Source organism: Sporosarcina sp. JAI121 (assembly GCF_013408665.1).
GTDB lineage: Bacteria > Bacillota > Bacilli > Bacillales_A > Planococcaceae > Sporosarcina.
In genome coordinates this window covers 612,145-635,149 of sequence record NZ_JACCCL010000001.1, presented here as the reverse complement: position 1 = coordinate 635,149, position 23,005 = coordinate 612,145, and the positions used below count along the sequence as shown (strand labels likewise).

Annotated in this window: 14 protein-coding genes and 1 pseudogene; 1 reads left to right on the top strand and 14 read right to left on the bottom strand. The window is 42.4% G+C overall.

Annotation, left to right across the window (positions count from 1 at the left end; all coding sequences use genetic code 11):
* Positions 1–1,167, bottom strand: a complete 1,167-nt coding sequence (locus HDC33_RS02960; protein ID WP_179391031.1) for a hypothetical protein — start codon at positions 1,165–1,167, stop codon at positions 1–3.
* A 224-nt stretch (positions 1,168–1,391) separates the two neighbouring features.
* On the opposite strand from HDC33_RS02960, the gene HDC33_RS02955 reads away from it, so the two are divergent.
* Complete coding sequence (locus HDC33_RS02955) at positions 1,392–2,807, top strand: DUF6612 family protein (RefSeq protein WP_179391030.1); 1,416 nt, start codon at positions 1,392–1,394, stop codon at positions 2,805–2,807.
* 129 nt (positions 2,808–2,936) lie between these two features.
* Here the strand turns inward: HDC33_RS02955 and HDC33_RS02950 are convergent, their stop codons facing one another.
* The 13 genes and pseudogenes from HDC33_RS02950 to HDC33_RS02890 form a co-directional block, all read right to left on the bottom strand.
* Entirely contained in the window at positions 2,937–5,795 is a 2,859-nt protein-coding gene (locus HDC33_RS02950) for an S-layer homology domain-containing protein (RefSeq protein WP_179391029.1), read from the bottom strand.
* 543 nt (positions 5,796–6,338) lie between these two features.
* Positions 6,339–7,274, bottom strand: coding sequence for an N-acetylglucosamine kinase (locus tag HDC33_RS02945; RefSeq protein WP_179391028.1), 936 nt, complete (start codon positions 7,272–7,274; stop codon positions 6,339–6,341).
* Complete coding sequence (argH, locus tag HDC33_RS02940; protein WP_179391027.1) at positions 7,274–8,791, bottom strand: argininosuccinate lyase; 1,518 nt, start codon at positions 8,789–8,791, stop codon at positions 7,274–7,276. The genes HDC33_RS02945 and argH overlap by 1 nt, the downstream gene beginning before the upstream one ends.
* An 89-nt stretch (positions 8,792–8,880) precedes the next feature.
* Positions 8,881–10,602 (bottom strand): ABC transporter permease, encoded by a 1,722-nt coding sequence (locus HDC33_RS02935; protein WP_179391026.1) that lies wholly within the window; start codon positions 10,600–10,602, stop codon positions 8,881–8,883.
* 12 nt (positions 10,603–10,614) lie between these two features.
* The gene (locus tag HDC33_RS02930) at positions 10,615–11,685 is read right to left on the bottom strand and encodes an ABC transporter ATP-binding protein (protein ID WP_179391025.1); all 1,071 of its coding nucleotides are present in this window, start codon (positions 11,683–11,685) and stop codon (positions 10,615–10,617) included.
* A gap of 292 nt (positions 11,686–11,977) precedes the next feature.
* A complete protein-coding gene (locus HDC33_RS02925) occupies positions 11,978–13,048 on the bottom strand; it encodes an extracellular solute-binding protein (protein ID WP_179392601.1) in 1,071 nt (356 codons plus the stop codon).
* 299 nt (positions 13,049–13,347) lie between these two features.
* Positions 13,348–14,562 carry an L-2-hydroxyglutarate oxidase gene (lhgO, locus tag HDC33_RS02920; RefSeq protein ID WP_179391024.1) on the bottom strand — a complete coding sequence of 405 codons (1,215 nt, stop codon included), beginning with the start codon at positions 14,560–14,562 and terminating at the stop codon, positions 13,348–13,350.
* A 21-nt stretch (positions 14,563–14,583) separates the two neighbouring features.
* A complete protein-coding gene (locus HDC33_RS02915) occupies positions 14,584–15,876 on the bottom strand; it encodes a (Fe-S)-binding protein (protein ID WP_179391023.1) in 1,293 nt (430 codons plus the stop codon).
* Positions 15,866–17,268, bottom strand: a pseudogene (locus tag HDC33_RS02910) (FAD-binding oxidoreductase). Before HDC33_RS02910 ends, HDC33_RS02915 begins: the two are co-directional and overlap by 11 nt.
* A 68-nt stretch (positions 17,269–17,336) precedes the next feature.
* Positions 17,337–18,794, bottom strand: coding sequence for an SLC13 family permease (locus tag HDC33_RS02905; RefSeq protein ID WP_179391022.1), 1,458 nt, complete (start codon positions 18,792–18,794; stop codon positions 17,337–17,339).
* 93 nt (positions 18,795–18,887) lie between these two features.
* The gene (locus tag HDC33_RS02900; RefSeq protein ID WP_179391021.1) at positions 18,888–20,831 is read right to left on the bottom strand and encodes a TRAP transporter permease; all 1,944 of its coding nucleotides are present in this window, start codon (positions 20,829–20,831) and stop codon (positions 18,888–18,890) included.
* Positions 20,832–20,872: 41 nt separating this feature from the next.
* Entirely contained in the window at positions 20,873–21,364 is a 492-nt protein-coding gene (locus HDC33_RS02895) for a DUF1850 domain-containing protein (RefSeq protein WP_179391020.1), read from the bottom strand.
* Between the two features lie 34 nt (positions 21,365–21,398).
* Positions 21,399–22,421, bottom strand: a complete 1,023-nt coding sequence (locus HDC33_RS02890; protein ID WP_179391019.1) for a TAXI family TRAP transporter solute-binding subunit — start codon at positions 22,419–22,421, stop codon at positions 21,399–21,401.
* Positions 22,422–23,005: the final 584 nt, after the last annotated feature.

Genomic DNA, 23,005 nt, shown 5'->3' with positions numbered 1-23,005 from the left:
TTATAATGTTTGATTCACATTAAAAAAAGGAGTTTGTTTTGGCGGTTGCCCCGGAGGAGCATGAATCCATTGAATCATCGCTTTTTCATCGGGCGGCATCCATTGCCTGCCATTAGAGGTAATGAGGGAAAACACATCAACAACTACTCCAAAACTTAAATCATTGTGGCCGCTTATTAGTAATGGAAGAGATGCAGTTGAAGATGTAAACGTTGTTATAGCAGAAACTGAAAGATGGTTCAAGTTCTTTTCGGAATTAAACGGTGGAGTAGTCTTTCGGTTCTCTTCCCCTATCGACATGCCTGTTGTGAAGTTAGAAGAGTCACCACTAGTACCACTTTTTTGTTGTGGTGCTATGATTTTGTTACTATCTGAATCGGGAAGTTCTTGTAAAATAGATTCTGCCACAGAAACTCGAGTGTCATCAGGAATTATTACTGGCTTGTCCAGGATACCTTCCATTTTTTCTGTTACAGATTCCATTTTATTAACTGAATCGGCAATTTCCACTGCTGGAACTGCCACGATTGCGGATTCTTCTTCTAAGTATGAGTTTTCGTTGCCTGTGTTGATTTGTACAGTATTAGTTTCTACCGTCTCGACAACTGGTTCTTGTGATTTACTTTCCCCGGCTAGGACAGAATCCAGCCGAACTGCAGAAATCGTCTCTTTAACAAGTGGAGTGACGACAGGTACGGGCGGCAATTTATCCACAATTGGATCCACCGTCTTATCGATCGTGTTCACCACTTCAGTCGTCGTTTGCTTCCCTATTGCTTTTACTTCATCGACAACGGAAACAACCGGCAATTCATTGACGACCGAGTCTATCGTACTCGTCACTTCAGTTGTGGTATGTTCCACAGTTTTTATAATTGTTTCAGTCGCATTCTCAAGTATTGCATGGCCGGCATCATTTTTCACTGACCCGACAATGCTAGTTACGACCTGGTCTGTACTAGTAACCGTGTTCGTTACAGTTTCCTCAACTGCCGTTTCAATAGACTGTGTTGTACTTTTCACACCCTCGCCAACGTTTTGCAACGTGTCAAACAACAACCCATTGGCGTTTTTCTTCGGCAATTCCTCTCCTTCACCGTGAACAAAAGCTGGTGAGACGAGCAATAGAGAAAAGCAAAGCATACAAACTATGAATATTCTTTTCAATCGGTTCACCACCTTCCTCGAAATAGCTAAGAAAGTATTACTAGATTCCTTTATTTACATGTACCCCTCTAAAAGGTTGTCAAACTATTTAAATAGATTAAATGTCAACATTTTCAAATTATTTACGTAATAAACGAAACCTTTTCAGAATACAATCGTATTTGTAGTATACTTACAATCTAGTAAGTAAATTTTACCAATACGTTTATGGGGGTTTTACAGTAATGAAGAAAATGGCTACATGGGCATTGGCGTTCGTTTTTGCACTATCGTTCGCGCTGCCACACGGATTAGTTTCCGCCCAATCATCCGCAATGAAATTCATAGTGGATGGCGTCGAAGTTAAAGGGTACGAGCAACCGTTCATGTCACAGGATCAGGTTTTGATTCCAGTGGAAGATTTGTTTACTGAAGCGGGCTATAAAGTTTCGAAAGACAAATCAGGTAAAGTGAATGTGACAAATACGCATTTAACAGTCGATTTCAATGCGGCGGCACATTCAATTGCAGTGAACGGCAAAAAAGCGGACACTGAATTCCCGCTTACTTTGAAAAATGCAGGAAACTATGTTTCTGGTGAGTTTTTATCTCAACTAGAAGGTTTTAAAGTGGAAGTTTCAGAGGATCAAAAAACGGTAAACATTACGACAAACCGTGTACAAGATGTCGATGCATTTTTCGAGAAAATGCTGGCAGCGGAACTGACAAGCTATTCTTCAAAAATGACACTGGATCAAAAAATGGAATCATCACTTGAAGCAGAAGCAATCGATATGCTTATGGATATCGAAATGAACGTGATCCAGGATCCGATTGCTATGTACATGCTTTCAAAGATGACAATGAATCTTGAAGGTGAAGAGATGGAGGATGTTTCCGAAACATACTTCACGAAAGATGGTTATTTCCAAAAAATCGGCGACAAATGGGTTAAGTTCGACGACGCTTTAACAGATGGATTGTTGCAGGCATCCGTCGCACAAGCAGACCCACTGGCGCAGTTGGAATTGACGAAGAAATTCACGAAAGGCGTACACATCTTTGAATATGACGATGTCTACGTAATGACGCAAACGCTGACAAACGAAGAATTTGGTGAAATGATGGAAGAAGCGATGTCCCTACTGACAGGTCTTCTACCCGCTGAATTAACTGGCGGCAGCACGGTAGACGATTCAATTGTATCTGAAAATGAGGATGCGGCTATAGAGGCGGAGGAAGTAGCTGTAGACGTTGCAGAAGACGCGACTGAAGAAGATGCAGTTGAAGAAGACGCGACTGATGAAGCGACTGAAGAAGATGCAGTTGAAGAAGACGCGACTGATGAAGCGACTGAAGAAGAAGGAATTGAAAACATTTTTGATGACCTTGCAATCAACATCGAAGAATACTACGTTGTCACGACAATCGACAAAAAAACGTTGTTCCCACTAGATACAAAAGGAACTACACATATGACAATGGGCGTGGATGAAGATACAATCTCCATCAAACAAACAATCGCCGGCACATTCAGCAACTTCAATAAAGTAAATGAAATTACTATTCCTGCAGACGTTATTAAAAACGCAATCAGCATGGAAGAGTATATGAAAGAACTAGAGTTGGAGTTTGGAGAGGCTGAGAGTGCGGAGAAGTAAAAAGATAGAATAGAAAAAGCGGAACTAGCTCTGGTGTGAGCTTGTTCCGCTTTTTGTTTGTTATGCAATTAAACAATCCATGTATAATTTAAAATATTTGTTTGATTTCCTAAAAAACTTGTACAAATTTTATTGTTCAACAATAACCGGTGACGAAAGTCTAACTAAGTTATTAACTTCGTCTACAACATTAATCGTGCCAGTAGCTGCCTGTAGAGATAACCCTTTAGCAAGATCGTCAGCAGATACAGCTTTGTTTAATGTTAATACAAGTGTTGTAGATCCATTTACCTCTTTAGCAGTTGTTACTGTCGTAGCAACAGTCTTTCCACCTACTAATAATTCAAAATCACCAGTTGCAGTCGCAGCATTTGTTACATTTTCCGAGAATGTAAGCGTGATTTTGTTAGTTGCAGTTAATTTTGCATTTTTAACTGTTGGTGCTACGTTTTCATTAAGTGAAACTGTTCCTTCAAATTTGTCCATTGCTACGGAGGAGTCTTTTGCTTTTACATTTTCAATAACGACGCTACGTTCGCCTGTAAATGTATTGGAATCAGCTTTCAATTTAAGGGTTACTTTTTTAAGATCACCTGATTTAACAGTAGCTGATTCTACTATAGCACCATCAATTTTATAGTTTGCAGCATTAGTTGCTGTTGCTGCATCTACAGTCTTATCGAAAGTTACTTCAACTATGTTATTATCAGCAGATTGTTTTATGCCGTCAGTTTTTGCAAGACTGATTTTAGCATCAGAAGCCGTTGTACCATCTTCGCCACGAGTGAATGACACCGATTTGACTGCATTTGCATTTTCTCCGGCTTCACTATTCACATTTGTAAACGTGAGGTCAAGCTTATATGCTGCACCTTTTACGCCTTTAGAATTAGCTGTTTCTGAAAGCAAAGCAGCAAGGGAAACGCGAACAACTTTTTTGTTGTTAGCTTCTTTGTATACAACAGCAGTTTCTGCACCAGTGAAATCATGTGTCACATGATTATTCACATATGAGCCACTAGCACTCACTTTAGAAGCATCAGTAACTAAAACATTTTTGTCAAATGTGATTTCCAAGTATTCTTTAGCATCCGCAGCATCTGTTACTACAGTGCTTGAAACTACTGTAGGAGCGTTTACATCTTTAACAAATGTTACAACTTTACTGAGATCAGCTCCTGCTTCTCCGCTTAAATCTTTAAATGCAGAAACTTTTACAGTATTAGCTCCATCGAGTACATTTTCCGTAGTAACAATATAGTTAGTAGCATCAGTAGTGTCTTTTACTACACTATCAGCGGATACTTGTGTACCGTTGATAGAAATTACCGGTTTTCCAAGAAGTGCCTCAGAAAATTTAACTGCAAACGTCTTAGTGCCTGTCTGAGTAATGGATGATACTGTCGGAGCCACTCCATCGGCAGCACCTTTCGTGAATGATGCGGTTGCAGGGTTTGGAGTCATCAAGTTACCGATTTGGTCTTTAGCTCCGATAAATGTAGCAATTACTTCTTTATTTGCTGCAACGTCGCTACCGATAGTGAAAATCACTTCAGAATCTCCTGCAGAGAATGTATTAGAAATACCGTTTCCGTCAGCAACTATTTTTGTACCATCAGCTAGTTTGTAAGAAACAGTTCCGAGAGTGCTTAATGGCTCTGAGAAAGTTACTTTTACTGCTGACGCAGAAATTCTTTCCGTTCCAGTAATAGTAGGAGCCGTTTTGTCAGCTTCAATTGTAATTGTTTTTTCATACTTGTCGAAAGCTGCACCAGTTACTGATTTCAATCCATCAATGACAACGTCATAGCGTTTTGAAAGAGCGTTTTCCGATGTAACTTTTAGAGTTTTTCCATCTGCGCTAAGTTCACCTTTAAGTGATCCAGCGTTTACTTTATCTAAAGAAGTTAGCGAAACCACACTTGATTTAAGTGTACCATCTGTATTGAAAACAGAAGCTTTATCTACAGCTGCGCTGAATTTAACTTCAACTTGTGTACCGTTCAATGCATTCACTTCAGTAACAAAGCGATCGTCTGCCGCGAAATCGAATGTTACAGCGATTGTTTTCTCAGCTTTTGCTTCACCTTTAGTAAGTGTCACATCATATTCGCCAGCAGTTTTGCCTGCAGCTACTTTTGCTACTACGTCTTTTTCAGTTACTAGTGAAGTAACATATGCTTCTACTGCTGCTAGTTTGTTAGCGTCAGTTGCATAGTTTCCGCGTGCAACAGTTACTGCGCCAGCTTTAACTTGTTCAGCCGCTGCGTCTACTGCAACTTGGTTTTCATCTACAGGTGCTTCTTTAACTTCAGAGAAGTCTGTTTTGATTGATTTGTGAAGGAACGTAGCGAAATGTCCACGAGTTGTTGTGTTTTTAGGGTTGAAAGCTGGTGCAGCTGGGTTCGTGATATCGAAGTAATCTAGAACGTCGATAGCCGGACGTGCTTCCGATTTCGCTTTCGCTAGATCGATAACGTCTTTCTTGAAATCTTGTTCTTTTACATATGATACTAGGTCGAAATCATTTACTTTGTCGAATGCACGAACAAGAACGACTGCCATGTTTTCACGAGTGATGTTGTCGCCAGCCAAAAGATTTCCGTTACTGCCGTTGAATACGCCATTGTCTTTAACGACTGCAGCATATTGCAATAGCTCATCATTTGATGTTGGTTTCAAATCAGCGAAACGCATCTCAGTTTTATAGTTTTCCGGAACTTTATATCCTTCAGATACAAGCCATTTACCCATCAATTTAACAACGTCTGAGCGAGTCAACGTTTTGTTCGGCAAGAATGAACCGTCCGGGTAGCCAGTGATAACACCTGCATCAGATAGTGCGTCGATTGCTGGTTCGTGTGTGTTTCCTTTTGTATCATTGAAATCTTTTGCGCTTGCTACCGGCGCTACCGCAGATGCTACGAGTGCAGCGGATGCAGCTCCTACTATAAACTTCGTATACTTCGATGATTGATTACTAGACATAAAATAATTTCCTCCTCTTAAATAGATAGAAATGAATGCATAATGTAAAATTCTTCATTTCATTCTCTCTTGAATGTTGCGGTACTGCTTATGTACCTTTTGTTGCCTCTCTATCTTAGCATGTTAGATATATTCTATCATAGTCCAAATTATGGGTATAATTGTTTGCTAGAATGATAGAGACAAACCGGAATTAGCAGTACTAATTAACGTAAATATAAGATGAATTCAACTGCTACCGACATCACCGCGGACGTGGAGCGCATGATTCACCTTACAGTAGACTCTACCCGTTCACTATACTCTTTAAACGAACTATTATCATTTATTATCTATAACTTTTTTCGAAACTAACTATTTAGATAGAAGGTAGTCAGTTGAAAGGACTACGTTAATAATTTCACTATAGTAAAAAGACATCATTCTACCTAGCAGATTGATGTCTGATGTTATGTCTCTATTAAAAACAGTCCAAGAAAAATTGTTCAAGTTGTTCAAACTTTCATGTTTGTTGTGTTTGTGTTGAAGTTGTCTGGGTGACTGTCACCCAGACAATTCCAACCATCCCCGCGCCACGATAGATTCAATCGGGGATTTTGTTGAGGTGATTAGCTGACATAAGGGGAATTCCGTTTTTACATGATTTCTAAGTCCATTGACGAGCATTTCGGAGTTGATCAGTGCCCCGCCGTTCAAATAGATATCACTTTCCACGTTTTCCAGTTCACATTTGCGCAACACTGCCCCAACCAATAACGCCAGCTCGTCCGCTGCTTCTTCCATGATGCCTATCGCTACACCGTCGCCTTTTTCTGCGCAAGTACTGAGGACACGCGAAAGACTTGCAACATTATCCACTGAATACGTCGAAGCGAAAAGCCAGCCCGCCAAGGCTTGAACGGAATCCAGCTCTAACTCTTGCAATACTTCCCGCTTCAACGTCGTCTCCGGACCTCTTCCATCTTCCATGCGGAATATAGCACGCAGCACTTCGCGGCCAAGCCAGTAGCCGCTTCCTTCGTCCCCTGCCCTGTGGCCCCAGCCGCCCGATCGTACAATTTTCCCTTTTGCATCATGGGCATACGCAATCGAGCCTGTCCCTGAAATGAGGAGGGCACCAGGTTTTCCACCTGTCGCCCCAAGCATTGTTGCTTCCGCATCATTTTCGATAATCAGCTTGCTTGCCTGCAGTCCATGTAAACGACTCACTTCTTCTACAATCCCCCGAACAACCAGTTCGTCTTGTTTCGAATCGATACCGGCGAGTGCGAAAACTGCGATTTCCACTTTCATTTTAGGAAGAACCTTTCGTACCTCCGCTAATAATGAACCAAGGACTTCCTTTACTTTATCTGCACCTACAGTCTGGAAATTGGAGCCTTCTCCTTTACCGTCAAAAAGTACAACCCCATTACGTTTTTGCACAGTCATAGCTGTTTTTGTCGCTCCGCCATCTATTGCGAGAATCACTTCATCCATCATGCACCACTCCAGTTAGTTTTAAATGTTTCCAACTGAACTTCAGCATCTAAAATGGCACGTTCTTTTTCATTTAGCCATTGCATCGCATCTTTCGCAAACTCTTTGGATTTCTCGAGTGAAGTCTTCATCGTTACAGCTGAAGGTCCCCCATATATTGTCCGTATATCAATGAAATGTTTGGGACGTAAAGTGGCGTAAAAATCCTCTTCGGAAATTGTCAGCCCTTTATTTAAGACGAGCATCGCTTGGTCATTCGCAAGCTGCCACGTTAAACCCAACAGCGAATCTTCGGCCGCCCCCAACAAAGCATTCACGCAATTGCTGACGATATGATGGGATTGTCTGAACGAAATCCCCTCTGAACGGACGAGCGTATCAGCGAGTTCAGTCACGTTGGCAAAACTGTTCTCCGCCCGTTCGAGCAACTTTTTCTTATTCACTTTCATCGTCAAAACAACGCTGCCGAACAATTGATAAATCCCGATGAGCCGATCGATTGATTTCCACAGAAATGGTTGCATATCATCTTCAGTATCAACGATATCCCCGAATGGTGTGTTGTGTACCATCGTCAACACCGTATTCGTATCGCCGACGACCGCCGACAACAAGGATCGCATATGTTCAATCGAAACGGGATTGCGTTTTTGCGGCATGATCGAACTGATCTGCACGTACGGATTCGCCAATGTGAAAACGTTGAACTCCTGTGTCGCCCATGTCAGAAAGTCTTGAACAGTGCGTCCCAAATTCAACGCTGCAAGCTGAATTGCAGTTGCCGATTCCGTAATATAATCCGCGCCTGCCACCGCATCCCACGAGTTTTCGATAATATCGTCAAACGCCAGCAGATCTTTCATCCGCTCGCGGCTGATGTCAAAACCCGTCGTTGTAAGCGCTGCAGCTCCCATACTGCTACGATTCACTGTTGCAAACGCCGATTGGACACGTTTGAAGTCCCTGCCTAATTGATCAACGACAGCTTTCAAATAGTGGGCCAGCGTCGTCGGCTGCGCTTGTTGCGTATGCGTGTAGCCGATCATGACCGTATCGACATGTTCTTCGCAAAAAGCAATCAGCGCGTCTTTCAACGCCAGCATCTCACTCATCAACTCAAGCAGTTTTTTCCGCAATGTCATTCTATAAATAGCGATTCCCATATCGTTACGGCTTCGCGCAATATGCAAATTCCCCGCAATCTCCCCCGCTTCTTCAATCAAATCGTGTTCAATGCGAAAAAAGAGATCTTCAAACAGCGGATTGTAATGGTCCGTACTGTAGTAATCCACATCCAACGCATGTATCGCCTTCCCGATCGTGATCGCATCTTCCGGACTTACGATGCTCTGCTCTTCAAGCATCTTCAAATGAGCAGCATGGATTTGGATCATCGAATGCAAAAAGTATTTTTTCGCTTCATCGTAAGCTGGTTGCAGAACCATTTTCCGATACGTTTTCGACGGGAACTCTTCCCCCTCTGCCTCATTGATACGGTCCTTGAAGTTTCTGATCATAATACAATCCATCCTTCCGATTGGGGATAAATCTATTGTGCGAGAATTGCGTGGGTGCCAGTCACCCAGTCAATTCCCACACAATATAACTAAACCGCAGAACCTGCGGATCCTTTCGACAACTTTTCCGAAATCGTCAATACGATGAGAATTAAAATGATTTGCAGTACACCATACGCACAGGCCGTACCGAATTTGAATGCGTACATCTTCTGAAAAATCGCGACTGATAAAGGCATCGTCGATGTACTATAAATGAGAATCGATGCAACAAACTCCCCGATACTTTGAACGAACGCGAGCAATGTTCCCGCTAAAATCCCCGTCAATGTCAACGGCAGGACGATTTTGCGGAACGTCATCCACCAGCCTGCGCCAAGACTCCTCGAAGCTTCTTCAATCGATTGATCCATCTGCATTAACGACGCTGATGTCGAACGGAAGACGAGCGGCAGGTGGCGGATGAAATAGGCGAGAGGCAATATCCAGAATGTCCCAATCAGTACTTGATTGAAAGCGAAGATATTTTCCTCACTGAATGCTGCAATCAAATTCACCGCAACGACTGTCCCAGGCAGCGCCCATGGAACCATTATTAAAATATCAAGCACTGTTTTCCCTTTGAAATTAAGCCGCACCATCGCATACGCCGCTGCAACACCGAATATGATATTCCCGACAGTTGCCACGAAGCCCATTTGCAGCGAGTTCCAAATCGGTCGCCACGTCCGTTCATCCGTGAATAATGCTTTGTAATGGTCAAACGTATATTCAGGCGGCAATACTTGAATCGTCCATGTGCCGTCCACTGAGAATGAAATAAGAATTAGCGTCAAAATCGGTAATAGTAAAATGATGACACCGACAAATGAGAGAATGACAGAAAGCACTTTCATCACCTTCGACTTCACTTCCGAACGATGAACACTGATCCCTTTACTCAAGTTTTGGTAATTCCGCTTGTTTTGGTACCATCTCATGATGATCAAAAACGAAATCGATACGAACGATAAAATCGTTGATTGCGTTGCCGCCATATCTAGATTACCGTTCGTCCGCGATAAGTAAATTTGCATCGTCATTGTCCGCTCCACACCGAAAATGAGCGGTGCAGTGTACGACGCCATGGAAATCATGAACACAAGAAGCGCTGCAGCAACGAGCGACGGCGTCAGCATCGGCAAGATGACCTTCCGCCAAATCCGAAGTCTGCTTGCGCCAAGGTTTGTCGCCGCTTCCTCCAATGAAGGATCAAGCCCTTTGATTGCCGCCGAAGCGGTCAAATAGAAGTACGTATACATCGTGAACGTATGGACGACGATGACGCCCCATACTCCTTCCAACGCAAATGGTACTTGCTCTAAGTTGAATATATGCTGGAGACCGCGGGGAATAATCCCGCTTTCCCCATATAAAAATGTAAACGATAACACGCCGACAAGCGGCGGCAACGCCATTGGAACCAGTACGAGAACGGACAGCATACGCCGCCCTGGAAAATCATACCGTTCAAGTAAAAATGCCATTAACACGCCGACAATCGCACACGTAATGACACTGATGACCGAAATGTACACACTCGTCCAGAGCGCTTCAAGATTGGCCGTACTTTCAAAACTGAAAAAACGTTCATAATTGTTCAGTCCCGTTTCACTGCCAAAACTTTGGATGAACGTCTGGTAAAACGGATAGATGACGTAGCCGAACAAAATAAGGAACAATGGTGAAATAAGGACATAAATGAATGAAGGGGACCGTGTAATGCGTGCCCACAAGCTATCTTGCGACGACTGGATTGTTTGCTTCTTCATAAGCTGAACCCCCTATTCGCCAAGAAAGTAAAGGCTTCGGGCCGGAATATTCAACTGGATCGAATCCCCGATTTCCAACAGTTTTCCGCCTGTATTTATGATCATCACTTTAAGCGTAATCCCTGGTATGTCCACCATGTAATTAACACTTAGTCCAGTGAATTCAACAAATGTAATTTCCCCGGTCAGTGTATTCTCCCCTTCGCCTTGATGAATGGATTCCGGACGAATCGACACATGGACTTTTTCCCCTTTATTCATAGGGGCCAGCGGAGAACTGTTTTCTAAAAGTCCCGTTATCAGGACTCCGTGTTCATTTTTTACGATGACTTTTTCCCCATCGATTGACATGATTGTCATTTCTATAGTATTCGATTCACCGATGAACGATGAAACAAATTTGTTCACCGGGCGATTGTATATCTCCTGCGGCGTGCCGATTTGCTGTACATAACCATCTTCCATCACCATGATCCGGTCGGACATCGCCATCGCTTCAGTCTGATCATGCGTGACATAAACTGTCGTCACGCCAAGCTCCGCCTGCAGACGTTTAATTTCAATCCGCGTCTCCTCGCGCAGCTTCGCATCCAAGTTGGATAACGGTTCATCCAAGAGTAAAATATCCGGTTTGATGACGAGTGCCCGGGCCAAGGCGACCCGTTGCTGCTGACCGCCGGAGAGCTCATTGATTTTCCGCTCGCCATACTGTCCAAGTCGCACGAGTCTCCTCGCTTCATCCACTTTCCTAGTGATTTCTTCTTTCGAAAACTTTCTCACTTCCAAGCCGAATGCAATATTTTCATTCACCGTCATATGCGGAAAAAGGGCATAGTTTTGGAATACCATACCGATGTCACGCTTATTTGGTTGCAATCTCGTCACGTCCCGATCATCGAAGAAGATTTTTCCATCCGTCGGGTAATAAAATCCCGCAATCATACGTAGCGTTGTCGTCTTCCCACATCCGCTCGGTCCAAGGAATGTGAAAAACTCGCCCGGTTGTATGTCGATATTCAAATCTTTCACGCCGTGGACTTTGCCGAATGTCTTCGTTATATCGTTTAATCGAACACCCTTCATTCCCTCACCTCTTCCAATCAATTCTAGATTCTATTCAAATTTAGTTTCTGTTCAAATTTAGTCTCCAATGAAATTTAGTCTCTATGTAAAGGAAAGACCCCGAGATTGATTACCCGAGGTCTTGATGAAAAGCGCAAGGCGCCTGCCTAGATGCGACAGACATAAGCCAAAGATGCGGAGCAGCAGTCTATGCCGCAGAGCAGCTTCGACTTATGACCCGAGCATCTGGCGCCCGGAGCTAGACACTGTTCCATGATGAAGAACATATACTTACTGAATCGTTCAACTACACTTATTTACCTTTTCCTTTAATATTCGAATCCCAATGCTCCATCCATTCCGCTTCTTTTTCAGCCATCACTGCCCAATCGATATCAAGAGCCTTTAAGTCAAGGTCTTGATACCAATCCGGCATATCTTCTTTGGCAATATCTGAACGTGTCGGAATCTGATACAATTCTTCCGCTAGCTCTGCACGAACATCCGGATCAAATAGGAACTCATAGAATAGTTTCGCATTCGCTTCGTTTTTCGCATTGTTGACGATACCGACCGCATCTACGAGAATCGGCGCGCCGCTTTCCGGATAAATATAGTCAAACGGCTGGTTGTTCAACTTGCTTTGCAGCAGAATATCCTGCAAGTTCCATAACGATACCGTTCCTTCTTGACGCACCAGCTTCAAATAGAGATTCGTCGGATCTTGTGCATAATCTTTCGTGTTTGCATCCAACTTGCTGAGCCATTCATAGCCTTTTTCAGGAGTATCAGCACCTTGGCGATAAATCATCGATGAGTAAATTGTACGCATCGTCCCGGACGCTAGAACTCCGCGGATAACGATTTTATCTTTCCATTCCGGCTTCAACAAATCATCCCAATCTTGCGGACCCGTCTCCGGCGTCAACACGTCGCTGTTGATCATAATCACTTCCGGCAACAGCATTTCCCCATACCATCGACCTTCCGGATCTTTGTATTCCGCTGCAATCGCATCGTCAAATGATGGCTTGAATGGCAATAGCAGATCTTCATCCGCAGCCACCATCATCGCGGATTGTGTACCACCCCACCAAAAGTCCGCCTGAGGATTCGCTTTCTCTCCGCGGACACGCTCAAGAATTTGCTGTGCCCCCATCGTCAAATTTTCAACTTGGATATCAGGGTACTTTTCATTGAACATTCCAACGACCTTCTCAACAACGCTTTCATCGCGTCCCGTGTAAATGACAAGCTTTCCTGAAGCTTCTTCGTCTTTAGTCACGTTTTCGTCCGAAGTCTTGCCTTCATCCGTAGCAGTTCCGCCTTCCTCTTTGTCAGCGCTACAAGCCGCCGCAAACAGGAGAAGAAAAACAAGCAACATACTGAACAACCCTTTTTTCTTCAATAAAATACCCCCTTTTCATTATGTGAACGATTGCATGGTACCGAAGAGCTAACATTACCTACAACTCTGTTACTATATGACTCTGCAAAGATAATCATTTATATTAGTTTAAATTGGAAAAGAATTATAGTCAAATTAATCTATCAATTCGGGATACTAGACAGGAGCACACCGTATTTATGAGGGAATTGACTGGGTGACAGTCACCAAGTAAATTCTGAAACTATTCTGACTTCTGCAAATTAGTTGTTTGAATACAAACGACCGGGTACTTCTCATCTATTGAGTACAAGCTTTCTACCTTCGATCTGCTCGATTTTATTCACTACTTCTTTGCCGATTTCCAACGCCCCGGTTGCAGCTGGGGAAGGTGCGTTGCAAACGTGCACACTAGTACGTCCGTTTACAATAAAGAAATCATCGACTAGGTTGCCGTCGCTTTTAAGTGCCTGCGCGCGTACACCGGCTTCTGCCGGAATAAGATCATCCACAGATATGTCCGGGATAAGCAACCGGGCGTTTTCAACGAATTTCTTTTTGCTGAACGATCGAACCATTTCCTCTAAACCTTCTTTGGAGTGTTTTAATCCTAATTTCCAGAAGCCTGGGTATGCAATCATTTCACCAAAATCTTTCATATTAAATGAGGTTTTTTTATAAGCTTCTCTTTTAAAGCCAGGCACCGCATTCGGTCCGACATCGACCTCACCATCAATCATTCTTGTGAAGTGGACACCCAAAAATGGGAAATCAGGATTCGGCACGGGATAGATCAGGTTATTGACTAGTACTCTTTTCTCTATTTTAAGTTTGAAGTATTCGCCACGAAATGGCAGGATTTTCATGTCGACTAGATAGCCCGCCATTTTGGCGATTCGATCACTGTACAGACCTGCACAATTGATGAGGAATTTTGCCTTGTACGTTTTATTTTTCGTTTCAACCGTAACACCGTCGTACTTTTCATCGATTGATTTTACCTCGGCACCGGTCACAATTACACCGCCATTGTTTCGAATGATCTCCGCCATTTTTTCAGATACTTGCTTATAATTCACAATTCCCGCCGTCGGAACATGGATAGCTTCTAATCCGTTGACGTGTGGTTCTTTTTCAAGCAGCTCTTCTTTATTCAACTTTTTGACATCCAGACCATTTTGAAGAGCCCTTTCATACAACTTTTCTAGCCGAGGCAATTCATGATCATTCGTTGCAACAATAACTTTTCCGCAGATGTCATGATCGATTCCATTTTCCTGACAAAACTTGCGCATTCCCTCACTTCCGGCTTTTGCAAACCTAGCTTTATAGCTGCCCGGTTTATAATAAATCCCCGAATGGATAACCCCACTGTTATGCCCGGTTTGATGCTCTGCAAGTTTCTTTTCTTTTTCAAGGATTGTTACGGTAGCAAGCGGATTTCGTTCAAGAATGGTCATACCGACTGCAAGCCCAACAATTCCCCCGCCAATAATAATATAATCTCTCATTCTGCATCCCCCATAGCCGCCTCATTGAATTTCGCATGCTTCCGCAATCATTTCTACAAGATGAACGACCTTTATTTCATCCTGCAACCCCTCGCGCTGAACGCCAACTAGCATCTGAAGATGACAGCCAGGATTCGTCGTTACAATCACTTCGGGTATAACCTTCTGTACGTTTTTCATTTTGTTATCTAAAACAAGCATCGACTCTTCATGATGAACAATGTTATAAATACCTGCCGAACCACAACACATATCTTTTTGTTCCATCGGGACATACGTAATTCCTGGCACACGCATCAACATTTCCAATGGCTCATCCACTATTTTCTGGACATTCGTTAAATGACACGATGGCTGATAAGTCACGACTTTTCTAATACTTTTCGTGAAAGGTAACGTTAGCTTTGCTAGGAGAACACTAATATCTTTGTTCTTTTCCCCGAATTCTTTGGCTCGCTTGAACCAAGGATCTTTTTCATCAAACAGAAGATGGTATTCGACAAGTGCGGCGCCGCAGCCGCCAATCGCATTCACAATAAAATCAAATTCATGTTTCTCAAACGCTTCTATATTCTTCTGCGCAAGTGCGATTGCCTTCGTTTTCTCACCGCTATGATGTTGAAGTGCACCGCAACATCCCTGTTCCTTAATAGTGATGACTTCACATCCCGCTGCTTCCAAAAGTTTAATCGCAAGGTCATTACTATTTGCAAAAAATGTATCCATCACACACCCCGGGAAATAGCCAATTCGAAAACGCGGCCTACTCTTCGTTGACGACCATTCACTAATTCGTTTTCTAGGAAGCTTAACTTCGGGTGTTATCGATTCCATTCGAGCGATAGATGGCTGTATGTGATTCAAAATAGTAGACTTCCGCAATACTTTATCCATTTTGGTTTTCTGCAGAATATAAAGTCCTTTTCCCATCAATTTCAGTACGAACTTATTTGGTAACGTATGATGAAAGACGATACTTCTCAGCATCTTTTCCTTGCGACTTCTATCCTTTTCCCGATACTCCGCAAGAGCGTTCACTGCGGAAGTGAGGATTTTTCCATATTCAACATTCGTCGGGCAAACTGTTTCACACGCCCGACATCCCAGACAAAGATCTATGGGATTTGCCATATCATGAAGTGTGATTTTCCCTTCCGCGGCAAGTTTCACAAGATTGATTCTCCCCCGCGGTGAATGCGTTTCCTTCCCGAAAGAAACATATGTAGGACATGCCGGTAAACAATATCCACACTGAACGCAACTAAATGTCTCATCATACGCCAGTTTTTCTCGCAGCTTTTTTTCATTGCTCATGGCGCAACTCGAATCTTTGCCCGGGCTCTGGAAAAATCTTTCCCGGATTTAACATATTTTGTGGATCCCATGCATATTTAATAAGTTTCATCATGTGTAAACCGTCAGGGCCTAGCTCCATTTCCATGAAAGGTGATTTCATTAGGCCGATTCCATGTTCACCGGATAGTGTTCCCCCAAGCATTACAGCTGCTTCAAAAATTTCTTCCACTGCCAGTTCAACTCTTCGCATCTCTTCTTCATCACGTTGATCCGCGATAATATTCGGATGCAGATTTCCATCTCCCGCATGCCCAAATACGACAAGATGTACATTATATTTTTCGCGGATTTCTTTCAGGCGTTGAAACATTTCCGGTATTTTACTGCGAGGAACCGTTGCATCTTCTGATATTTTTGTCGGTTTTATTTTCACAATCGCCGGGGAAACTAGTTTTCTTGCCTGCCATAATTGCTGTTCTTCCAGTTCATTTTTTGCCACTCGTACATTCCTTGCATTAGCGCCCAAACACGCATCCGCTACACGCTTCATTTCCTCTTCTATAGCAAGTGGATGTCCGTCTAATTCAATTAGCAAAATTGCCTCTACATCTGTAGGTAATCCTAGAGATGCATACTCTTCAACGGCTATTAAGGAATGCTTATCCATAATTTCCATCTTGGACGGTATAATACCGGCACGAAGTACTTTAGAAATTGCACGTCCCGAATCAACTAATTCATCAAATAAGACCATTGCAGTCTTCGTCGCAGGTGGTTTCGGAATGAGTCGCAACGTCGCTTCGGTAATTATACAAAGTGTTCCTTCAGAGCCGACAATCAGTTTTTAAGGTCATATCCCGTAACATTTTTCACGGTTCTACCACCCGTTTTAATGATTTTCCCTTCTGCAGTTACTATTTCTAAACCGAGAACATAGTCTTTCGTCACACCATATTTCAATCCACGCGGTCCTCCGGCATTTTCCGCAAGATTTCCTCCTATCGTCGAGACATGAGCACTACTTGGATCTGGCGGATACATAAGTCCGAATTCATTCGCTTTCTCATTAATCTTCGAAGTAATAACGCCTGGCGATACAACAGCTATCAAATCATCCGGATCGATTTCAAGCTTTGTATTCCATAAGGTAAAGTCAAGCACAATACCACCCCTGACCGGAAGTGGTCCACCACTTAAACTTGTACCTGTTCCCCGCGCGACAACGGGTACAGCGTATTGTCCCGCAACCTTGACGATTTCAACAACCTCCTCGGTCGCCATGGGCTGACAAACAACATCCGGTTTATAGACACCAAATGAGGCATCGAAAGAATAGCTATAGATATCCTGGACTTCCGTTAGTACCCTCGCTGGATTTCCTACTGCCTCAATCAGTTTTTGAATAACGATTTCCTGGTTCCAGTCCAATACATCACCCCCTTCTACATCTGCACAGCGAAACCGTACTCTTCGAAACTTTATACCAGACCGATTATTTTCCACCACGTAGACGCTATAAAGATTGTTGCGATAATGGTTAGTAACGTCGCATACAAACCAGGTTTTAAAAAGTCTCTTTGTGCGATCATTCCAGAACTATGTGCCAATAAATTCGGCATTGTTTCAACGACTAACAGAAAACCGTATAGGCTTGTCAGTCCAGCTGTAAATCCAATTGCTAATGGGTCTACATTGGCATTTGAGGCCACGCTCAAAATAATCGGAACGAGCGTGACAACTGCAGTTGCAACGTTTGATATCAATTTGTGGAAAAGTTGCGCCATGAATATAGTTATTATCACAGCAAGCAATGGATTTTGTATGGACGATAAAAACCAATCTACACTCAAATATTCGCTGATCGTATCTGCAGCACCTGAATCGATTAGCGTGTAACCCATTGATAGTGTGACGCTTATTAGCAATATAGTATTGTAATTAATTTTCACAACAGCATCCCAGTTGGCGCAGCCGATCCCCGGTAAAGTCATCAACACTGTCCCGATTAAAGCAGGTATACACGGATGCATGCCGTGGAACGGTTCAGTTATCCATAGTCCTACAATAAAAAGAAGGATAACTAAACAGCGAAGCTCCCGATTATTGACAGGGCCTAATTCTTCTAGCTTTGATTCCATTTCCGCTTTTATCATGGGAAATGATTGTTGCTCTTTCGGCAACGGAAACATTTTCAATAATAAAAGCCATACTGCGGGAATCAATAGTAGCCATAACGGAAATGTATACAAAAACCATTGAAAGTACGTTATTTTTATTCCAGCTATACGATTGAGAAGCTCTACGGTTAAAATATTCCCAATCGCTGCTGTCATGATTGCTGTTCCACTAATATTCCCTCCAAAAGCAACGCCCAACATAATCATTTTTCTCAAATTACTTTCAGGCTTTGCATCAACGGTTTTTATGACCATCGATGCGATCGGTAACATTAATGCGGAACGTACGGCCGTTGATGGTATAAATAGGGCCTGAATTTGCTGAATAATGATCAAACTACCTAATAGCCCTTTGGAATGGGTACCCCATCTACTTAGTATTTTATAAGTGACCCTTTTTATCAAAGATGTCTCATTTACCGCTTCAGCAAGCATCATCCCTCCAACAATTAGGTAGGTAGCAGGAGAAGCAAATCCACTAAAGATTATAGACGACTCGGCAACATTAAATAAAAGCATTACTAGTAAAACGATTAATGCAGTAAGTCCCATCGGAATGGGCTCCAACGTCCATAAAAGAACCCCGGCACTAACAATGGCGGTCATTAGCTTCGCAGAATCGGAAAACGTATCCGGCAGACCGAACAGCATCAACACAAAGACCAAGACAGCTAAAGTTACGCTCCCTATCGATTTGAAGTGATCATTCGTAAATAGAATAATTTTATGACTTTTTTGTTTTTCCGAGAATGATTTCATTATCTTCTACCTTTCCTGTTATTCAGCCGCCCTTTCATAATAGGAAAGCAGCGAAGAATAGTAACTTCCCCGCTGCTGAATTTATTTACACAATTATGCTGTTGAAACGGTATTTCGTTTCCTTTGAACAACCTGGGCAGCTGTTAACCCAAGGAATAAGCATAGCCCTATCGTATCCGTCAAAACACCTGGTATGACCAATGTTACCGCACTGACTGCAGCGATAATGCGGAAAACCATGTTAATATTCGTGAAATAATACCCTTCAAATGCCACACCCAGAGCGAGGATTCCAATTGCCGTCGTTATGGAAATCCATGCTATTTCCCCTGCGGAAGCATCCTGCATGAGCAACGCAGGAGCATAGACGAAAACATATGGAACAAGAATCCCCGCCCCCGCAAGCTTAAGGGAAATAAAACCTGTCCGATTTGGATCGCCACCTGCAATTCCTGCTCCAGCGAATGCAGCAAGCGCTACCGGCGGTGTCAAGTTAGCAAAAATGCCGAAGTAAAAGACGAACATATGTGAAATAAAAGGGTCTATTCCAAACTGCATGAGAGCAGGAGCCGCCATTGATGATGTAATAATATATGTCGGAATCGATGGAAGTCCCATCCCCAAAATAATCGAAGCAATCATCGTAAAGAATAGCGTTAAAATAAGTGTGTCATTTCCAAGGACCAGTATTGCTGAGGTCATCTTTAAACCAAAACCAGTTAGCGATGCAACGCCAACGATAATCCCGACCATTGCACACGCCATCGCCACTCCCAATGCGCTACGTGTACCTTCCTCAAGCGCTTGAAGTATACTTTTAACATTCATTCTTGTAGTGGCCCTGAACATTGCAATCACAACTGTAGAAATAATTGCCCAAGCAGCGGCATAAATTGGAGTGAATCCGCCAAAAAGCATATAGATCAAAATAGCAAGCGGAATTAATAAATGTCCTCTCTCTTTCATGACTGCTTTAATATTCGGAAGTTCTTTCCTGGACATACCCCGTAATCCAAGCTTTTTTGCACGTAAATGAACAACAATAATGACTCCGAGGTAATATAATATCCCTGGTATAAGTGCTGCAAGTGCAATCTGGGCATATGGCATACCAAGTGTTTCCGCCATTATGAAAGCTGTTGCACCCATTACTGGAGGGAGTATTTGACCGCCGACAGATGCCGCCGCTTCAACAGCACCAGCAAAGTTTTTGGAGTAACCTGTCTTTTTCATAAGTGGAATGGTGAATGCACCTGTCGTTACAACGTTTGCAATCGCTGATCCATTGATTGACCCGAGAAAACCACTAGATAATACAGCCACTTTTGCAGGTCCCCCTGAAGTATGGCCGGCTATTGCGAGCGCTGTATCATTAAATAACTGGCCCATTCCTGTACGATTCAGGAATGCCCCGAATAAGACGAATAAGAAAATATATGTAGCCGATACACCGATAGCTGTTCCATATATACCTTCTGTCGTTAAATACATATACGTCAGAATGTCTTCAATTGAATATCCGCGATGGGCAATGATTGTCGGAAGTCGCGGACCGAAAAAGGCATACAATAAGAAGAGGGCGCACATGACGGTCAGTCCGTTACCGACGACACGGCGCCCCCCTTCTATTACTAACATGACGACTAGAAAGCTAAATATTTTGTCTGTCTGACTTGGAATACCCGCCCTTTGGACAATACCTAGATAATCAATAAAAATATAGGCAATCGTTGCGATGGACAACGCGGCCAAAATGAAATCTATGATTGTTGCACGCTGCCGAGGGGCTTTTTTTCGTGAGGGATACAACAGAAATACAAGCGCCAAAATCACGCCTGTGTGAAGTGCCCGGTGTTGCAATGTAACAAGTGGTCCGGTAAAAGAAGTAACAAGGTGAAAAAGTGCCAGCCCGACCGATAGAAGTGTAACAACGCGGATCATCCATGGAACAGTCAAATTTCTATAGCGTGACTCCGTATCAAACTTCTCCATTATCTTCTGATTATCGATTTGCTCCTCTGAATGTTCAGTAGTCATCTAATTTCCCTCCTCCTAATTGAAAGATGTTAGTAATATTTTCAGTTATGGATAAATTTAATAGAAATCCATTTATAGATTGGAAGTGTCTCATAATGAAACTGTACAATTTGATAATCAGGAACAAAAATGCTTAATGGATACTTTTTTCCTGACAGCTCAATCGTATAGTGAGAAATAGGGCTGTAAAGGAGTGAGTAATAGGGTATGACCCGCTTTATTCCTGTTACATGGATAAAACCATCAGAACGCATCTCCGCAGTTCCCTCGGTATCCGGAGTCCCCGCCCCATATGACTTGTACGTAGTAGATTCAAGCGAAAATAATCCATTATCTAAAACTTGATAAGTCTCTTCCCATGGGGTTAATTCGACGGAATGGCGCCATCCTATGATGATTCTTTTTGTCTTATCCGAAATGAAATAAAACGGCTTTCCATCTACGTCTGTTAATAGAAAGCCTGATTGAACCGGAATGAATAGGATTCCGGTTGCAATCAACACTAGAAGTATACTAACAACAAGCTTTTTCATAGTTATCCGCATCACCTTTTAACACAATAAACGTCTATTCCTTAATCCCTTGTTCATCGAAGTATTTCTTGGCTCCCGGGTGCAGCGGTGCGGGTAGATTTTCTAAAGCTTTTTTAATATCAATGTCTTTAGCGGCGTTATGGCTATTTTGTAATTGTGAAATATTATCATACAACGCCCTAGTCATTGCGTATGCTACTTCATCGGATACATCTTTATGTGTAATAAGTACATTATTTACACCAACCGTATGAACATCTGCATCCATTCCGATATACACATCTTTAGATACGACGGTAGGGAAGAATGTTGGATAATCTTTTTGCATTTCTAAAATCTTTTCTTTATCAATTTCTACAATAACAATTTCCTTACTTGTAGCTAGTTCCAATACGCCGGCATTTGGAAGTCCCGAAGAAATGACGACTGCATCAATATTATTATTCTTCATTCCTTCTACACCTTCAGAAAAAGATAGGTAGTCCGCTTTAATATCGTCATACGTCATATCATAAGCAGCGAGCACGCGCTGAGCGCTAATTTCTGTTCCAGATGCAGGTGCACCGACAGCCACTCTTTTCCCCTTAAGATCCTCGATTGTTTTAATGCCGGAACCTTTCGTTGCTACAATTTGAAGATAATTCGTATAAAGCGATGCAATGGAACGTAGATTTTCCTGCGCGCCTTGTTTTTCAAAGCTATCTATTCCCTCATAAGCATCTGATGCCGCATCCCCCATAGAAAAACCGATTTCTGCTTTGCCTTGATTGAGCGTTGTAGCATTAGCCGCCGATGCAGCCGTAGATTGACTGTTTGCTTTAGCGCCCATATCTTGATAGATTTTCGCCATTGTTCCTCCTAACGGAAAGTAAACACCGGAAGAACCACCCGTAAGAACCGTGATGAATTCGCCATCCAATGCCTTGGCATAATCATCACCACCGAGACTATCATCATTACCGACACTTTCACTTTCAACGGCATTTTCAGCATTACAAGCGGAAAGTAAAAAAACAAATGCCATTGCCAAGCTTAAGAAAGATATTGATCTTTTCATTATTAGATTCCCCCTAGTTTTCTAGCATGTTAGTTAATAATTGGCTCCTCACATGATGTTATGAAATTGATATTCAACCTCCTTTACTCATATACATGTAATTGTCTAATTAAATCCAGTAGCAATTATTCCTTTTTTCGATAAACAAGGATAATTATTCCTTCCATTTAGAACTCATCTTAGCATACAAGTTCTGATTAATTTTAGTCAAGGTAGATTATTATGATTATTAAATTTATATCTTTTTTTCGTTACACTGTTGAGGAAACTTTTAGTGATCCGGACAAATTTAAAAGCCAGTTCAAATAGACTACAGTATAGCTGTAAGTCGAATTAAACTGGCTTTTATCTGCGGTGAGGGATCCAACAAGGATATCAACAGATTAGGCAGTATTGTTTTTCATAAAGTGTTTTTTAGTAGATCATGCGTGATGAACGTTTGAGCGTTTCAACATGATTCATTATCTCCAATTCTATTGCATTGGCATTATTTTGTAAACATTAATAACTAAAAAATCAAAATACTTTAACAAAAGAAGAATTGACTGGGTGACAGTCACCGAGTCAATTCTGACACAATTCTA

Excerpts from the sequence above, each read along its gene's own strand:
- HDC33_RS02955 (WP_179391030.1), top strand. The coding sequence starts at position 1,392 with ATGAAGAAAATGGCTACATGGGCATTGGCGTTCGTTTTTGCACTATCG.
- HDC33_RS02950 (WP_179391029.1), bottom strand. The coding sequence starts at position 5,795 with ATGTCTAGTAATCAATCATCGAAGTATACGAAGTTTATAGTAGGAGCT.
- HDC33_RS02945 (WP_179391028.1), bottom strand. The coding sequence starts at position 7,274 with ATGGATGAAGTGATTCTCGCAATAGATGGCGGAGCGACAAAAACAGCT.
- argH (WP_179391027.1), bottom strand. The coding sequence starts at position 8,791 with ATGATCAGAAACTTCAAGGACCGTATCAATGAGGCAGAGGGGGAAGAG.
- HDC33_RS02935 (WP_179391026.1), bottom strand. The coding sequence starts at position 10,602 with ATGAAGAAGCAAACAATCCAGTCGTCGCAAGATAGCTTGTGGGCACGC.
- HDC33_RS02930 (WP_179391025.1), bottom strand. The coding sequence starts at position 11,685 with ATGAAGGGTGTTCGATTAAACGATATAACGAAGACATTCGGCAAAGTC.
- HDC33_RS02925 (WP_179392601.1), bottom strand. The coding sequence starts at position 13,048 with ATGTTGCTTGTTTTTCTTCTCCTGTTTGCGGCGGCTTGTAGCGCTGAC.
- lhgO (WP_179391024.1), bottom strand. The coding sequence starts at position 14,562 with ATGAGAGATTATATTATTATTGGCGGGGGAATTGTTGGGCTTGCAGTC.
- HDC33_RS02915 (WP_179391023.1), bottom strand. The coding sequence starts at position 15,876 with ATGAGCAATGAAAAAAAGCTGCGAGAAAAACTGGCGTATGATGAGACA.
- HDC33_RS02905 (WP_179391022.1), bottom strand. The coding sequence starts at position 18,794 with ATGAAATCATTCTCGGAAAAACAAAAAAGTCATAAAATTATTCTATTT.
- HDC33_RS02900 (WP_179391021.1), bottom strand. The coding sequence starts at position 20,831 with ATGACTACTGAACATTCAGAGGAGCAAATCGATAATCAGAAGATAATG.
- HDC33_RS02895 (WP_179391020.1), bottom strand. The coding sequence starts at position 21,364 with ATGAAAAAGCTTGTTGTTAGTATACTTCTAGTGTTGATTGCAACCGGA.
- HDC33_RS02890 (WP_179391019.1), bottom strand. The coding sequence starts at position 22,421 with ATGAAAAGATCAATATCTTTCTTAAGCTTGGCAATGGCATTTGTTTTT.